A 15,166-nucleotide genomic window follows, 5' to 3' on the forward strand; every position below is an offset into this window, starting at 1 on the left:
TTAATCTTTGAAGGTGATAAAAGAGTTATGCTTAGATAACATCTTGTTCTAAGTACAACATATCTCCTTCTGTAATTGTACATTTCCCGTTTGTTAATTCAATCATCCAATTTGTAAATGATTGTTTGCCGTCTTCTTCTACATAAGTATCAAATGTGACATTTTCTAGATAATGTATATCTTTAATGGCATATTTTGAATTACGTAATTCATTTTCTACTTTGCCAAGTAATGTGTAATCAATCTCGGTTTGCATCACACGCATTAGTTTTCGCTGGACAACACCGACATGATTAATGCCTTCGCTTGTACACTTTCCATATGCACGAATTAATCCACCTGCGCCAAGTTTAATGCCACCAAAATAGCGTGTTACGACAACGACGGTATCTTTTAGCCCACGTTTTTTTAGTACTTCTAGCATTGGTACGCCAGCTGTACCGCTAGGCTCGCCGTCATCATTTGCTTTTTGAATATGATCTTGTTCGCCAATTAAATAAGCGGAACAATTATGTGTTGCGTTCCAATGCTGTTTTTTTATTTTTTGTATAAATTCTTGAGCCTCTTCCTCAGTCGTTGCTCGGCTAATATAACAAATAAATCTTGATTTTTGAATGACGATTTCGTGTTCGCCGTAGTCTTTGATTGTTAAATATTGTAATAGCACTTGTATACGCCCCTATCTATCAAAATGACTAGTACTTTCCATTTTAAAAGCGAGCCTTTTTATATTCAAACATTTTTTCTAAATAGGCTGAAGTTTTTGGTGAGTATTTTATCTTTTTGTTGTAATTTGTCGAGATGGTGAGTATAATTTCAACCGGCATTTCCCTGTATGGATGCACCATTTGTAGTTTTCGTGTAAAATTAGGAAATAAAACTTTTTATAAGGCAGGTACGAAAATGAAAATAGCTATTGTTACTGATAGTACAGCATATATACCGAAGCAAATCCGTGATGAACTCAATATATATATGATTCCATTAAACGTTGTGTTTGGAACAGAATCTTATCAAGAAGAAGCTGAAATTTCAGCAGATGATTTTTATGTGAAAGTACGTGAACAAGAGGAACTTCCAAAAACTTCTCAACCAGCAATCGGAAAGTTTGTTGAGCTATATGAAGAACTAGCTAAAGATTATGATGCAGTTATTAGTATTCACCTATCAAGTGGAATTAGTGGTACATATCAAACTTCAACGACAGCTGGACAGATGGTAGAGGGTATTGATGTATACACGTATGACTCTGAAATTAGTTGTGAAGTACAAGGATTTTATGTGCGTGAAGGTGCAAGGTTAGCAAGTGAAGGAAAGAGTCCAAAAGAGATTATTGCTCGTTTTGATGAAATGAAGAAAACGATGGACGCCTATTTTGTAGTTGATGATTTACATCATTTACAACGTGGTGGTCGATTAAATAGCGCGCAAGCTTTCATCGGCAGTCTGTTACAAGTGAAGCCAGTTTTATATTTTAGAGATAAAATCATTATTCCGTTTGAAAAGATTCGTACACGTAAAAAAGCATTAAAACGTATCATTGAAATTTTTGATGAGCAAGCAAGTAAAGGTGTACCTATGGAAGCAGTTATCATTCATGCGCAACGTGAAGAGGAAGCGAATGAATGGAAGAAAGAATTAGAAGCAAAATATCCTCACGTCACAATTCGTACAGGTTATTTTGGAGCTGTAATTGGTACGCACTTAGGTGAAGGTGCATTAGGTCTTGGATGGTATACGAAGTAATAAAGATATAAAAAGCTCTCTTTTTAAGAGGGTTTTTTTACGGGTATGTTACGTTTAGTTGACAAGTTAATATTTGGAAATGGTAAAATGTACGTAAAATAAAATAATGAGGAAAGTTTTATAACTTACTTTTTACAAGAAACTATATTATAATAGAAGAGAGGTGAAACATATGGAGCATAATTCTTGTTTATGTCCAAAGTTTGAGTCAGCTTTTACTCTGCTTAGTAAGAAGTGGACTGGCTTAATTATTAAATCTTTGCTTGAAGAGTCGAAACGTTTTAGAGAAATCGCAGATATTATCCCAAATATGAGCGATCGTATGTTGTCAGAGCGTTTGAAGGAATTGGAAAGCGAGGGCATTGTAGTTCGTAATGTCTATCCAGAAGTACCAGTTCGAATCGAGTATGGCTTAACTGACAAGGGAAAAGCGTTAGAAAGTGTTATGGATGAGGTCCAAAATTGGGCTGAGAAATGGATGAAGTAGCATTTCATTTGTATTCGTATATTTAATAAAACGTAAGGGATTCCTTACGTTTTTTCTTTGTTTATAGAAGTAAGAAAAGTATGCAAATTTCTACACACACATACAAAAATATACGAATTTTGCGCTAGAGCTACATATAATATTACATTTGTTTTACAAAAACGTAACATTAGCAAAAAAAATCCCGAATTATGGTATAAATTTTATAGGTTATATACGGAAAAAGAAAAAAGAAAGCGGTGTAAAAAATAAAATGAAAAAGCTAAAAATGGCATCTTGCGCATTAGTTGCAGGGTTAATGTTTTCAGGGCTAACACCAAATGTATTTGCAGAAGATAAAATTTCTGACGTGAAATCACAAATTAATACACAAAATGACACTTTACATAAACAACAACAAGAACGTGATGAATTACAAAAACAAATGAATGAATTAAACAAAACAATTCAAGGTTTAGATAAGTCTGTTCAAGAGAATGCTGCAAAGCTTGATGAAACAACGAAAAAAGTTTCTGATACTGAGCAATTAATTGAAAAGAAAAATAAAGATATTGCAGAATTACAAACGAAGATTGCAAAACGTGAAGAGTTATTAAGAAAGCGTTTAGTTGCACTTCAAGAACAACCAAATACGAACGTTGTAACAGAAGTTCTTGTAAACTCTAAAAACGTTGCAGATTTAGTTGATCGTTTAACTTCTGTTTCTAAAATTCTTGAGTCTGATGAAGATATCATGAAAACACAGCAAGAAGACCAAGCTAGTGTGAAAAAAGATGTTGCAACGGTAAAAGAGAAACAAAAAGAATTAAAAGAAGCACAAACTCAAATTGAAACTGCTAAGAAAGAACTTGACGCTGAAAAAGAGAAAAAAGCAACAGCGGTAAACGATTTAAGCGGTAAAATGGATACAGTTGTAACTACAATGACAAGTACAGAAGGTCAATTGAAAGAGCTTGAAAAACAAGCGTTACAATTACAACGTATTGCAGAAGAAGAAGCACAAGCAAAAGCTGCACAAGAAGCTGCTGCTCAAAAACAAGCAGAGCAAGCTGCTAAAGCTGCGCAAGCTCAGCCAGCACAAGCACCTGCAGAGCAAGCTGCACCAGCAAACAATGGTGGACAAGCTCAAAAAGAAGAGCCTAAAAAAGAAGAACCGAAAAAAGAGGAACCGAAAAAAGAAGAGCCTAAGAAAGAAGCACCTAAACAAGAAGAGAAAAAGCCAGCTCCAAATGTGGGTGGCGTAATTGGTAAAGCGCAAAGCTACTTAGGTTTACCATATGTTTGGGGAAGTGCATCTCCATCAAACGGTGGTTTTGATTGTAGTGGATTCATTTCTTACATTTTTGGTGTAGGTCGTCAAGACGTTGCAGGTTACTGGAACTCAGTTTCTAAAGTAGGTAGCCCACAACCAGGAGACTTAGTATTCTTCCAAGGTACTTATAAAGCAGGTCCATCTCACATCGGTATTTACGTTGGTAATGGCCAAATGATTCATGCTAGTGATAAAGGAATTGCGTACGGTGATATCAACAGCTCATATAACCAAAAACATTTCTTAGGTTATGGTCGATTCTAGGATTTATAAAAGAATAAAAAACGTGTATAAAGTCGATAGCTTACTATTTTATAAGTAGGTTATCGGCTTTTTTGAGTTTTTACGGGATTTGAAGAAGGGTTTATAGTAGTGCTGGAGGTGATTGTCGATGCTATCGGGGAAACAGTTGCTATTAGACGAACTTTCTTCAGATTTACAGAGGGAATTAAATGATTTGAAAAAGAAGGGAGAGGTCGTGTGTGTACAAGGTGTAAAAAAGAAGGCTTCTAAATATGTATGTCAGCGCTGTGGAAATATAGAACAGCGGCTATTTGCGTCGTTTTTATGTAAAAGGTGCAGTAAAGTGTGCACATATTGCCGGAAGTGTATAACGATGGGGAAGGTAAGTGAATGTGTTGTACTTGTTCGCGGGATTGCTGAAAGAAAGAGAGAAAAGAATTTAAATTTGTTACAGTGGAGCGGAACGTTGTCTACTGGTCAGAATTTGGCGGCGCAAGGAGTTATAGAGGCTATTAAGCGAAAAGAATCATTTTTTATTTGGGCTGTATGCGGGGCTGGGAAAACAGAGATGTTGTTTTACGGTATTAACGAAGCGCTTCAAAAAGGAGAAAGAGTTTGTATCGCAACGCCGAGAACGGATGTTGTTCTGGAATTAGCACCGAGATTACAAGAAGTATTTCCATATATAAAGGTAGCGGCTTTATATGGAGGGAGTGTGGATAAAGAAAAAGATGCAGTACTAGTCGTTGCAACCACGCATCAATTATTGCGTTATTATAGGGCGTTTCATGTCATGGTTGTAGATGAGATAGATGCTTTTCCATATTGTGCAGATCAAATGTTACAGTACGCGGTAAAACAAGCGATGAAAGAAAGAGCGGCGCGTATTTATTTAACTGCGACTCCAGATGAAACGTGGAAGCGAAAATTTAGAAGAGGTGAACAAAAAGGTGTTATTGTTTCTGGACGATATCACCGTCATCCTTTGCCAATTCCTTTATTTTGTTGGTGCGGGAATTGGAAAAAAAGCCTCATTGATAAAAGAATTCCTCGAGTTTTACTACAGTGGTTACAAACGTACTTAAATAAAAAATATCCTATTTTTTTATTTGTTCCCCATGTGCGATATATAGAAGAGATAAGCCTGTTGTTAAAGTCATTAAACAAGCGAATTGAAGGTGTACATGCAGAAGATCCGGGTAGAAAAGAAAAAGTAGCGGCTTTCAGAAAAGGAGAAATCCCAGTATTAGTTACAACGACAATTTTAGAGCGAGGCGTAACAGTAAAAAATTTGCAAGTAGCGGTTTTAGGGGCGGAAGAAGAAATATTCTCAGAAAGTGCACTCGTACAAATTGCGGGCCGAGCAGGGCGGAGCTTTGAAGCACCGTATGGAGAGGTCGTTTATTTTCACTATGGTAAGACAGAGGCGATGGTGCGCGCGAAAAAACATATTCAAGGTATGAATAAAAATGCGAAAGAACAAGGATTGATCGATTAATGCATTGTTTACTTTGTGATGAGTGTTTTGTAGAAACGGTTAGTTGGTACAATTTTTTTGTAAAGTGTCATAGAAAATATATATGTGATAGATGTGAGCAGAAACTTTCCTATATTATAGGAGAAATTTGCATGGAGTGTGGGCGGCCTTTAGAATATGTTCCTGCCTCATTTCAAGAAGACGGTATTTGTATAGATTGTCTAAGGTGGATAAAAGAGGCGAAGTATCGTTCTTTTAAAAACCGTTCGTTATATATGTATGATGATGAGATGAAAGAAATAGTAGCGCAGTTTAAGTTTCGGGGGGATGCAGAGTTAGTGCGCATTTTTTATCGTCCTTTTCGAAGTTTATTTCAAAAGTATTTTGCTAATGTTTCAACCGTTATCGCTGTTCCGCTTAGTAAGGAAAGGGAAGTTGAACGTGGTTTTAATCAAGCTGAGTTATTAGCAACTTGTTTACCTGTCAAAATTTCTTATCCATCATTAAGAAGAAGGGAAACAGAAAAGCAAAGTAAGAAGACACGTAAAGAAAGGGTGTCAGGGAGCAATCCTTTTTATTTTCAGGGAGAAGAGATGTTTTCTGGGCAACATATTTTACTCGTTGATGATGTGTATACGACTGGAATTACAGTTAGGCAAATCGGAAGTTTGTTATATGAAAGAGGGGCGAGGGAAGTATCTAGTTTGACACTTTGTAGAAGTTAATATGGCAGTGTCGAAAGGGATAATAAAAAGGCGATAAGTCTTCTTTGACTTCATATGTTGTCATTCGTTATAGTCAAAATATGGGGCGAATGCCCTGATTTTTAGAGTGAAGGGAATGGAATGAACATGCAAGGAAGAGTGAAATGGTTCAATGCAGAAAAGGGATTTGGGTTTATTGAGCGTGAAGATGGTGACGATGTATTTGTCCATTTTTCTGCTATTCAACAAGATGGGTATAAGTCATTAGAAGAAGGGCAACAAGTAGAGTTTGACATTGTAGATGGAGCACGTGGACCACAAGCAGCTAATGTTGTGAAACTGTAGGGGATATTGTTTTGGGAAGAGAAAGCTGCGTTTGTGGCAACGTTATATATATGTAGTAGAACCTCTTGTTTTTCGCAAGGGGTTTTTTGTTATAGGGTAAGTTGTCAAAAAGTTGTTTCTTTTCTGTAACGAATTGTCCACAGTTATATTCGTTATTCACGATGTTAATAGGATAAAATAAAGATAGAAACGATGCATCTTTTCATTTCAACAAAAAACGATAAAAAAATCGCAATTCCACTAATTTTTTTAAAAAAGTTAGAAGGAGTTTTTAAGCCAGTGTCGAAATTATAGTACATAGGCTTGAAAGGAGGAATTCATCTATGAAATTCAACATTCGTGGTGAAAATATTGAAGTAACTCCAGCATTAAAGGAATATGTAGAGAAAAAACTAAGTAAGTTAGAGCGTTATTTTGATACATTCCCAGAGATTAAAGTTAATTTAAAAGTATACTCTGACAAGCAACGTGTCGAGGTAACAATACCATTTACTGATTTATTACTTCGTGCAGAAGAAACTAATAGCGATATGTACGCTGCTATCGATTTAGTAGTTGATAAACTTGAGCGACAAATTCGTAAACATAAAACAAAGGTAAATCGTAAGTTACGTGAGAAAGGTTCTGTGAAAACGAACTTTATCCTTCCAGAAGCGGTAGCTGTTCTGGATGCGGTAGAAGAGGATGAATTAGAACTTGTACGTACAAAACGATTCGATTTAAAACCGATGGACGTTGAAGAAGCGATCCTACAAATGGATATGCTAGGACATAATTTCTTCGTCTTCACAAATGCTGATACAAATGAAACTAATGTTGTATATGGCCGTAAAGATGGGAAATACGGTTTAATCGAAACTAAATAATAATTCAAAAGCGCAGCCGAAATGGCTGCGCTTTTTTGTATTGAGATTTTGAATGTGATTATCTCCATAAGTATGTACTTGTTAGGAGTATACTAATTTTGTTTAATTTAACAATATTTTATAATTGTAAATAAAATATTAAGTTTTCTGGAATCAATTGATAGTGTATTTTGCTTTTGTTATCTTTAAATTGCGTTATATAGATTTACTTTGTTTCTTTAGTAAAAAAATAAAATCGATATAATGCTACAAATTATCGGAGGTGCTTTTAGTGAGCATTAAGAAAAAAAGTCGTTTTATGTTTGGATCTGTTTTATCGTTAGGTATTTTAGCTAGTACTTTTGCTTTAACCGAACCTGCTAAGGCTGATACAAAGGATGATCATGTAGAATTTACCTTTAGACTTTGGAATGCATATGATTTTACTAATGCACGTCCTAAAGAGACACCTACTTCTATGTATATGCGTGTAAAGAGTAGTGAGAAGGGCGGTGGTTCTTTTAACGTTTGGACAGAAGCTGATAAAAATAAAGGTAAAGGTAATAGAGATTGGGTAAATGTTTCAGGTGAGTCGGGTAAGCATGAAGGAACGGTGAAACCAGGTAAAACGTATCTTTTCCAAAATTACGCATATGAAAACTATGGAAAAAATGTACCTGTGAGATTTGGTGGTTATTCTAGAGAAAATAATGCTTATCCTACTGCTTGGAGTCCTGATAGTGTAAGACCGAGTGGACCTTACACTGAATATTGATTTAGAAATTATAAATTGAAATTATTTATTGTGTAGTACTAGAAAAAGTCGTATAGTTCCGAGTCTTGATTATACGGCTTTTCCTGCTATTTCATTTTTAAAATAGGAGGAGTTGTAATGAGGTTTATCTCAAGATATATTTTAGTTTGTTTTTTTATATTGAGTATTAGTTTCTTAGTTTCTTGTCAAAAGAAAGTAGATGAACCGATTGTAAATATTGAAGATACTTTAACGGAAAAAGATAATTTGAAAAGTATTCAGTTACAAGAAATTAAGAAAAATACTATTGTTGAACAAGTGTTTTTAAAAAGTGAAAATGGTCATGATTTCTTTCAAGGTCAAATAGAAAGAAATGATAGCTTAATAGAGGATAAGCTTTCAAATAAAAAATTAAAGTCAGGAGTTATACCAGAAAATTATTATGTTTTTTTAACGGGTGTGACGAATAAGAAAAAACCAACGTATCTTTTGGGACGGATTGAACAAATTGATGGAAAAATAATTCAGTGGAAACAAGAAGTTAAGAGTGTAAAAAGAAAAGGTACAAATGATGTTTATCAGTATGAAGTTGAGTTTCCTAAATTTGAAGGAGAGAGAGCAAATGTTTCTTTTCGTTACATTTGGTTAAATAAAGAAAATAAATGTTATGGTGTTGCGGATCAACTTTTCATATTAAAAAAGATTTAAATTTCATTAATGGTTTATGGAGGAGTTGTAGATGAGTTACTTTTTAGGAAGGATTTTAAAAGGTAGGATGTTTTGGTTGTCTGTATTTATTATGTTAGTAATTGTCATTGCTCAATATATTGCTATGTGTGTAACAACGAAAGGATTTAATGATGCTGGGATTATAAAGGTATCTCCATATTTATCTAACATTTTACATTTTAATAGATTACCATTTTATAGTGAATTTTATCTACTTATATTTCCTATGATTTCTGCAATGGCTGTAGCTGGGATTTATAGAATTGATAAAAATTATGGATTTATTTATCCTGTCATTTCTAAGATGGGAACGCGTCATTATTTTAGATTACTTTATTGTATTAATTTTATAGTATCTTTTTTTATTATAAGTGTCCCTTTACTATTTCATTTTTATTTATATGCGATGACTTATCCGACAGTTGCTCCGCATCCGATATTAAATTATATGGCGGCTACTGTTTCACCAACAGCTCAATTTAATACGGTTTATTATGAGTATCCTACTTTATATTTTCTAATGTATGTATTTTTAAATAGTTTATACGGTGCGGTTTTTTCGAGTTTGGCTTTATCAATTTCGTTTTTTATAAAACGAGTTTATTTTATTTATTTAGTTCCATTTGTTTTACATATTTTTTGGCTTGGTATTGGAAAAGGGATTCTCAATCCTAAAGATTATTTAATTAAAGATTTTGGCTTTTTTGAATTGCAAATTTTTCTTAGTGTCCTGTTATGTATTTGGTTTTGTTCTGTAGTTCTTTATTTACGGGGGAGTAGGAAGCATGTTCTTTTATAATGTAATGAAAGAAACTATAAGGATGAAATATGTTGGGTTAAGTATTCTCTTTTTACTTAATGTTAGTATCATTGGTTGCTTGTTCAATTATTTTGAACAGGGCATTGTAAAAGAGAAAATGAACGAATTGGAAACTTTGTATAAGGTTATGTCGTTTTATAATTTGTCGACTATATTTATTCCTTTAACAATTGTTTTTTCTGTATATTCTATGTCGAATTTTTTTAGTATTTATGTTGTTTACAGAGTGAATAATGTATTGAAATTAGTTTCCATATATTATATAAAGTTATTCGTTTTTGTTTCCTTTTTTGCTGGGAGTATGATTTTACAGTTGTTTTTGATGTCAAATAGGATGGCTATAACTAGTGTTGATGTAAATTATCCATTATTATTTTGCATTCAATTATTTGCGAGTGTTTTTATATGTATGATAAGTGCTTTATTGCAATTATTTTTACCTAGTTTACTTGTAATAATATGTATGATCACTGCTGTTTTACTAGATAGATTTATATTACATGGATTTCTATTTGCAAATGTTTTTTATATAAATGTCTTTGAAGATGCTACTGGTTTATTTATACGCTTATTTGGCTGTTTTTTTATCTTTTTTATAAGTGTATGGATTTTATCTAAAAAAAGTTATATTTCTATGAATGATGAGACAGAGGTGATCTAGTTTACATTATGATCTTATATTATTTGTTAAAAAGAGATTTACATGTAAGGTTTCGAGATTCCATCAAGATAATGGCTTTTTTATTCTTAATTTACGCTATTATTGCAATTGCTTTTTTATACAATCAGCCTCTTAGTAATGGTAAAGAATCTGTATTAGTAGATGTTACCTTTTATCGATTTTTTCATGGAGTAGACTTTGTGGATTTATCTTATTTTTATAAGGAGGGGCGATTTTCTATTCCTTTTTATTGGATATTCTTTCAAATCACTCCTTTGTTGCTTGTAGGGAATTTTGCTTTTTCAGATATTCAACAGAATGGTGTTTATTTATTTCCTCGTGTTAAGAAGAAGCATTTTCTGTGGTTAACGAAAATGCTATCTTTGTTTTTTTACATAGTTTGTATTTGGGTTGTTATGTATTTTATTTGGTTTACGGTGTACTATTTGCTTACTTTTGGCGAGAGTTCTTTATATAGTCAATTTTCTTATAAAATATTAGGTACTATGCTAATTCAAATAATTATAAGCTTTTTATTAGCTTTGATTTTTGAGTTTTTAACGTTTTATATACCAATAACTATTGTTTTTGTACTAATGTTGTTGTACCTGTTTTTGTCTATTTTCTTTCATAGTATTTATTTTTTAGGCTCTTTTGTTATGCCAAATCGTTGGTATTTTGTTGATCACAGTTCAATTCAATTGACTTTAGGTAATAATCAATCTATTCAATGGAATGATTTACTCCTAATAGGGGTAGTAATTGTTGTTGTAATGATTTTATTAGGTAGTTTTTGTTTTAAAAAACTAGATGTGATAGGTGAATAATTTATGGACAATTATATTAAATGTGAATGTATGACGAAAAGATTAAAAGGAAATATTGTGTTAGATAATATTAATTTGTCAGTAAAAAAAGGCGAATTTTTAGTTTTGAAGGGGCATAATGGCTCTGGTAAAACGATGATTTTACGCGCTATATCAGGGTTAATGCGTTTGAATTCTGGAGTTGTTTATGTAGACAATGAAATAATTGGAAAACAAAGGCAATTCCCTGATTCTATGGGGATATTGATTGAATATCCAAGTTTTATTCCAGCGTATACTGGTTTTCAGAACTTGAAATTTTTATCATCGATTAATAATAAAATTTCTGATAAGGAAATTTATAATATTATTCAGAGGGTTGGACTTGATAAAACAGATAAGAGAAAGTATAAAAGATACTCTTTAGGTATGAAACAACGTTTAGGGATAGCGCAAGCTTTAATGGAACAACCAAAATTATTGTTATTAGACGAGCCAACTAATGCTTTAGATAGTGATGGGATAAAAGATGTTTTAGATATTTTGGAAGTAGAAAAATCTAAAGGAACGACTATTATAGTAGCTAGTCATGATGTGCATGTCCTGGATAATGGTATAGTAGATCGCATTGTACATGTTAATAATGGAAAGTTGGTAGATTAAGAGTGACAAGAAATCATGTCTTCATAATCATTGGATTGTGTCTGTTGCTATGTATATTTGCTAGTTTATTTAGATTTAAAACATTAAATCTAAATAATGAATCTTATAAAGTGGTAAAAGATGAATTTTTATCTAATAGAACTTTTGAAGATGGACAAGGAGTTACGTTTCATGCTCTTGATCCTCTTGATCCTACAAAAGTTTATGATCCTTATGAAGACCGTGAAGTAGTGACGTATGTTTTACCTTTAAATATTACAAATACAACAAATCGGGATATTAACTTGCTTAGTAATGAGTCTATTTCCGATACATTGTTTTATTCTAAAATAGGCGAGTTTTATAATGTAATTCCGTATGCAATGGAGTTACCTAAACAATATCAGTTTGATCCTGTAATACCTGCTGGTAAAACAGTACGAGGATATATAGGGACAAATTATTTTATAGGAGATGACCCTTATAAAAATTATAAAAACTTTTCAAATGAATCAACTAAGGTGAAATTTATTTCTTTTATGAAGGATAAGAAAGGGAAATATCATGAATTAGAAATACCAATAAATTAATAAAATTCGTGATTGATCCAGATATATTTTAAGGGTGTTTTTTGCTGTGGTTGAGTAGATCTTGCAACATAACAGTATCGTTTAAAGTCGGAGTTGTTTCGCAGGTGTAAGTATCTATGGATGCTGCACCTGCGGAATTTCCGGCTTTTTGTAATTGTTCATTTAAAACTAATAGATTTCCTTCGATTATCCTCTTTTAAAGGGGGATATTTAATACGAAATTTGCAATAGAGGGATGGAGAAAAGGCATGTTAGTTTGTTAGAACAAATGAAATGAAAACTTTTTTTGAATATAAGGCCCGACATTCGGCCGATTGTTGTCATAGTTATAAGACAAGTGTTACAATTATCATTAGGTATATACATTTTAGTTTTTTTAATTAGGAGAAAAATTGGCATAACATACATTTGATTTTTACAACAACTGATTGTAATAGAGAAAAAGAAAAACAATCGGAAGTTTTATTTTAATAAAAGAGGAGCGTATTTCCTATGATCGGTATTTTAAAAAAGGTGTTTGATGTAAACCAACGCCAAATTAAACGTATGCAAAAGACAGTTGAGCAAATTGATGCATTAGAGTCATCTATTAAGCCACTAACTGATGAACAATTAAAAGGAAAGACGCTTGAATTTAAAGAACGTCTAACAAAAGGTGAAACAGTAGATGATCTACTACCTGAAGCTTTTGCAGTTGTTCGCGAAGCGGCAACTCGTGTTCTTGGAATGCGTCCATATGGCGTACAGTTAATGGGTGGTATTGCCTTACATGAAGGGAATATTTCTGAGATGAAAACGGGTGAAGGTAAAACATTAACATCTACATTACCTGTATATTTAAATGCTTTAACAGGAAAAGGTGTTCACGTTGTTACAGTCAATGAATACTTAGCACAACGTGATGCAAACGAAATGGGACAACTTCATGAGTTCCTTGGCTTAACGGTAGGAATTAACTTAAATAGTATGTCACGCGAAGAGAAACAAGAGGCTTATGCTGCTGATATTACGTATAGCACAAATAATGAGCTTGGATTCGATTACTTACGTGACAACATGGTTTTATATAAAGAGCAGTGCGTTCAACGTCCACTTCACTTTGCTATTATCGATGAAGTCGATTCTATTTTAGTCGATGAAGCGCGTACGCCGCTTATTATTTCGGGACAAGCTCAAAAATCAACAGAGCTATACATGTTTGCAAATGCATTCGTTCGTACGTTAGAAAATGAAAAAGAGTATTCATTTGATGTGAAAACGAAAAATGTAATGTTAACAGAAGATGGTATTACGAAAGCAGAGAAAGCTTTCCATATTGAAAACTTATTCGATTTAAAACATGTAGCACTTCTTCACCATATTAATCAGGCGCTTCGTGCACACGTTGTTATGCATCGTGATACAGATTATGTTGTACAAGAGGGCGAAATCGTAATTGTAGACCAATTCACTGGTCGTCTTATGAAAGGTCGTCGCTATAGCGAAGGTTTGCACCAAGCGATTGAAGCAAAAGAAGGTGTAGAAATTCAAAATGAAAGTATGACGCTTGCAACAATTACGTTCCAGAACTATTTCCGTATGTATGAAAAGTTATCTGGTATGACTGGTACAGCGAAAACGGAAGAAGAAGAATTCCGTAGTATTTACAATATGAATGTTATCGTAATTCCAACAAACAAACCGATTATTCGTGATGATCGTGCCGATTTAATCTTTAAATCAATGGAAGGTAAGTTCAATGCAGTTGTTGAGGATATTGTGAATCGTCATAAACAAGGGCAACCTATTCTTGTAGGTACAGTTGCAATTGAAACTTCAGAGCTTATTTCAAAAATGTTAACGCGTAAAGGTGTACGTCATAACATTTTAAATGCGAAAAACCATGCGCGTGAAGCAGATATTATTGCAGAGGCTGGTATGAAAGGTGCTGTAACGATTGCAACGAATATGGCTGGTCGTGGTACAGATATTAAGCTTGGAGATGATGTGAAAATCTTCGGTCTAGCAGTTATCGGTACAGAACGTCATGAAAGCCGTCGTATTGATAATCAGTTACGTGGTCGTGCTGGTCGTCAAGGGGACCCTGGTGTGACGCAGTTCTACTTATCAATGGAAGATGAATTAATGCGCCGATTTGGTTCAGATAATATGAAAGCAATGATGGATCGTCTTGGTATGGATGATTCTCAGCCAATTGAAAGTAAAATGGTTTCTCGTGCGGTAGAGTCTGCACAAAAACGTGTTGAAGGAAATAACTATGATGCACGTAAGCAGTTATTACAATACGATGATGTACTTCGTCAGCAACGTGAAGTTATTTATAAGCAACGTCAAGAAGTAATGGAATCGGAAAACTTACGTGGCATTATTGAAGGTATGATGAAATCTACAGTAGAACGTGCTGTTGCGCTTCATACACAAGAGGAAATTGAAGAGGATTGGAACATTAAAGGTCTTGTTGACTACTTAAATACAAACCTTCTTCAAGAAGGAGACATAAAAGAAGAAGAATTACGTCGCCTTGCTCCTGAGGAAATGAGCGAACCGATTATCGCGAAATTAATAGAGCGTTATAATGACAAAGAAAAGCTTATGCCAGAAGAGCAAATGCGTGAGTTTGAGAAGGTTGTTGTATTCCGCGTTGTAGATACGAAATGGACAGAGCATATTGATGCGATGGATCACCTTCGTGAAGGTATTCATTTACGTGCTTACGGTCAAATTGATCCACTTCGTGAGTACCAAATGGAAGGATTCGCGATGTTCGAGTCAATGGTTGCTTCTATTGAAGAGGAAATTTCTCGTTACATTATGAAAGCTGAAATTGAACAAAACTTAGAACGTCAAGAAGTTGTTCAAGGTGAAGCTGTTCATCCATCTAGCGATGGCGAAGAAGCGAAGAAAAAGCCAGTTGTAAAAGGTGACCAAGTGGGCCGCAACGATTTATGTAAATGTGGTAGCGGTAAAAAATATAAAAACTGCTGTGGTATTGTTCAGTAATATAG

At 33.8% G+C, this 15,166-nt stretch carries 16 protein-coding genes; 15 read left to right on the forward strand and 1 reads right to left on the reverse strand.

Features of this window, described 5'->3' with window-relative positions:
- Positions 1–31: 31 nt before the first annotated feature.
- Positions 32–667, reverse strand: a complete 636-nt coding sequence (locus tag AC1Q8L_RS20805) for a YigZ family protein (RefSeq protein ID WP_000926671.1) — start codon at positions 665–667, stop codon at positions 32–34.
- Between the two features lie 236 nt (positions 668–903).
- Between AC1Q8L_RS20805 and AC1Q8L_RS20810 the strand changes: the two genes are divergently transcribed.
- The 15 genes from AC1Q8L_RS20810 to secA all read left to right on the forward strand — a co-directional run bounded on the left by AC1Q8L_RS20810 (position 904) and on the right by secA (position 15,161).
- Positions 904–1,746, forward strand: a complete 843-nt coding sequence (locus tag AC1Q8L_RS20810) for a DegV family protein (RefSeq protein WP_000684727.1) — start codon at positions 904–906, stop codon at positions 1,744–1,746.
- A gap of 172 nt (positions 1,747–1,918) precedes the next feature.
- Complete coding sequence (locus AC1Q8L_RS20815) at positions 1,919–2,233, forward strand: winged helix-turn-helix transcriptional regulator (RefSeq protein WP_000400857.1); 315 nt, start codon at positions 1,919–1,921, stop codon at positions 2,231–2,233.
- 148 nt (positions 2,234–2,381) lie between these two features.
- Positions 2,382–3,809 carry a C40 family peptidase gene (locus AC1Q8L_RS20820; RefSeq protein WP_000499491.1) on the forward strand — a complete coding sequence of 476 codons (1,428 nt, stop codon included), beginning with the start codon at positions 2,382–2,384 and terminating at the stop codon, positions 3,807–3,809.
- A 127-nt stretch (positions 3,810–3,936) separates the two neighbouring features.
- The gene (comFA, locus tag AC1Q8L_RS20825) at positions 3,937–5,286 is read left to right on the forward strand and encodes an ATP-dependent helicase ComFA (protein ID WP_098311964.1); all 1,350 of its coding nucleotides are present in this window, start codon (positions 3,937–3,939) and stop codon (positions 5,284–5,286) included.
- The gene (locus AC1Q8L_RS20830; RefSeq protein ID WP_080017714.1) at positions 5,286–5,990 is read left to right on the forward strand and encodes a ComFC family protein; all 705 of its coding nucleotides are present in this window, start codon (positions 5,286–5,288) and stop codon (positions 5,988–5,990) included. The genes comFA and AC1Q8L_RS20830 overlap by 1 nt, the downstream gene beginning before the upstream one ends.
- Positions 5,991–6,116: 126 nt before the next feature.
- Positions 6,117–6,314, forward strand: a complete 198-nt coding sequence (cspC, locus tag AC1Q8L_RS20835) for a cold shock protein CspC (RefSeq protein ID WP_001990088.1) — start codon at positions 6,117–6,119, stop codon at positions 6,312–6,314.
- Between the two features lie 323 nt (positions 6,315–6,637).
- Positions 6,638–7,180 carry a ribosome hibernation-promoting factor, HPF/YfiA family gene (gene hpf / locus AC1Q8L_RS20840; protein WP_000671193.1) on the forward strand — a complete coding sequence of 181 codons (543 nt, stop codon included), beginning with the start codon at positions 6,638–6,640 and terminating at the stop codon, positions 7,178–7,180.
- 271 nt (positions 7,181–7,451) lie between these two features.
- Positions 7,452–7,934, forward strand: coding sequence for a DUF2712 domain-containing protein (locus AC1Q8L_RS20845; protein WP_000023374.1), 483 nt, complete (start codon positions 7,452–7,454; stop codon positions 7,932–7,934).
- Between the two features lie 117 nt (positions 7,935–8,051).
- The gene (locus AC1Q8L_RS20850) at positions 8,052–8,621 is read left to right on the forward strand and encodes a hypothetical protein (RefSeq protein ID WP_001211060.1); all 570 of its coding nucleotides are present in this window, start codon (positions 8,052–8,054) and stop codon (positions 8,619–8,621) included.
- A 31-nt stretch (positions 8,622–8,652) separates the two neighbouring features.
- On the forward strand, positions 8,653–9,441 hold the full coding sequence (locus AC1Q8L_RS20855; RefSeq protein WP_000120050.1) for a hypothetical protein: 789 nt from the start codon (positions 8,653–8,655) through the stop codon (positions 9,439–9,441).
- The gene (locus tag AC1Q8L_RS20860; protein ID WP_098311963.1) at positions 9,428–10,123 is read left to right on the forward strand and encodes a hypothetical protein; all 696 of its coding nucleotides are present in this window, start codon (positions 9,428–9,430) and stop codon (positions 10,121–10,123) included. Before AC1Q8L_RS20855 ends, AC1Q8L_RS20860 begins: the two co-directional genes overlap by 14 nt.
- A 71-nt stretch (positions 10,124–10,194) precedes the next feature.
- Complete coding sequence (locus AC1Q8L_RS20865) at positions 10,195–10,950, forward strand: hypothetical protein (protein WP_002094202.1); 756 nt, start codon at positions 10,195–10,197, stop codon at positions 10,948–10,950.
- A gap of 3 nt (positions 10,951–10,953) precedes the next feature.
- Entirely contained in the window at positions 10,954–11,592 is a 639-nt protein-coding gene (locus AC1Q8L_RS20870; RefSeq protein ID WP_000371025.1) for an ATP-binding cassette domain-containing protein, read from the forward strand.
- Positions 11,593–11,633: 41 nt separating this feature from the next.
- Positions 11,634–12,161 carry a hypothetical protein gene (locus AC1Q8L_RS20875; protein WP_029948375.1) on the forward strand — a complete coding sequence of 176 codons (528 nt, stop codon included), beginning with the start codon at positions 11,634–11,636 and terminating at the stop codon, positions 12,159–12,161.
- A 492-nt stretch (positions 12,162–12,653) separates the two neighbouring features.
- A complete protein-coding gene (gene secA / locus AC1Q8L_RS20880) occupies positions 12,654–15,161 on the forward strand; it encodes a preprotein translocase subunit SecA (protein ID WP_000579372.1) in 2,508 nt (835 codons plus the stop codon).
- The last annotated feature ends 5 nt before the right edge of the window (positions 15,162–15,166 follow it).

Source organism: Bacillus sp. GW823-FHT06A11 (genome assembly GCF_058795355.1).

What these genes read in the sequence shown, in the direction of transcription:
- AC1Q8L_RS20810 (WP_000684727.1), top strand. Translation starts at nt 904, where the DNA reads ATGAAAATAGCTATTGTTACTGATAGTACAGCATATATACCGAAGCAA.
- AC1Q8L_RS20815 (WP_000400857.1), top strand. Translation starts at nt 1,919, where the DNA reads ATGGAGCATAATTCTTGTTTATGTCCAAAGTTTGAGTCAGCTTTTACT.
- comFA (WP_098311964.1), top strand. Translation starts at nt 3,937, where the DNA reads ATGCTATCGGGGAAACAGTTGCTATTAGACGAACTTTCTTCAGATTTA.
- AC1Q8L_RS20830 (WP_080017714.1), top strand. Translation starts at nt 5,286, where the DNA reads ATGCATTGTTTACTTTGTGATGAGTGTTTTGTAGAAACGGTTAGTTGG.
- cspC (WP_001990088.1), top strand. Translation starts at nt 6,117, where the DNA reads ATGCAAGGAAGAGTGAAATGGTTCAATGCAGAAAAGGGATTTGGGTTT.
- hpf (WP_000671193.1), top strand. Translation starts at nt 6,638, where the DNA reads ATGAAATTCAACATTCGTGGTGAAAATATTGAAGTAACTCCAGCATTA.
- AC1Q8L_RS20850 (WP_001211060.1), top strand. Translation starts at nt 8,052, where the DNA reads ATGAGGTTTATCTCAAGATATATTTTAGTTTGTTTTTTTATATTGAGT.
- AC1Q8L_RS20855 (WP_000120050.1), top strand. Translation starts at nt 8,653, where the DNA reads ATGAGTTACTTTTTAGGAAGGATTTTAAAAGGTAGGATGTTTTGGTTG.
- AC1Q8L_RS20860 (WP_098311963.1), top strand. Translation starts at nt 9,428, where the DNA reads ATGTTCTTTTATAATGTAATGAAAGAAACTATAAGGATGAAATATGTT.
- AC1Q8L_RS20865 (WP_002094202.1), top strand. Translation starts at nt 10,195, where the DNA reads ATGGCTTTTTTATTCTTAATTTACGCTATTATTGCAATTGCTTTTTTA.
- AC1Q8L_RS20870 (WP_000371025.1), top strand. Translation starts at nt 10,954, where the DNA reads ATGGACAATTATATTAAATGTGAATGTATGACGAAAAGATTAAAAGGA.
- secA (WP_000579372.1), top strand. Translation starts at nt 12,654, where the DNA reads ATGATCGGTATTTTAAAAAAGGTGTTTGATGTAAACCAACGCCAAATT.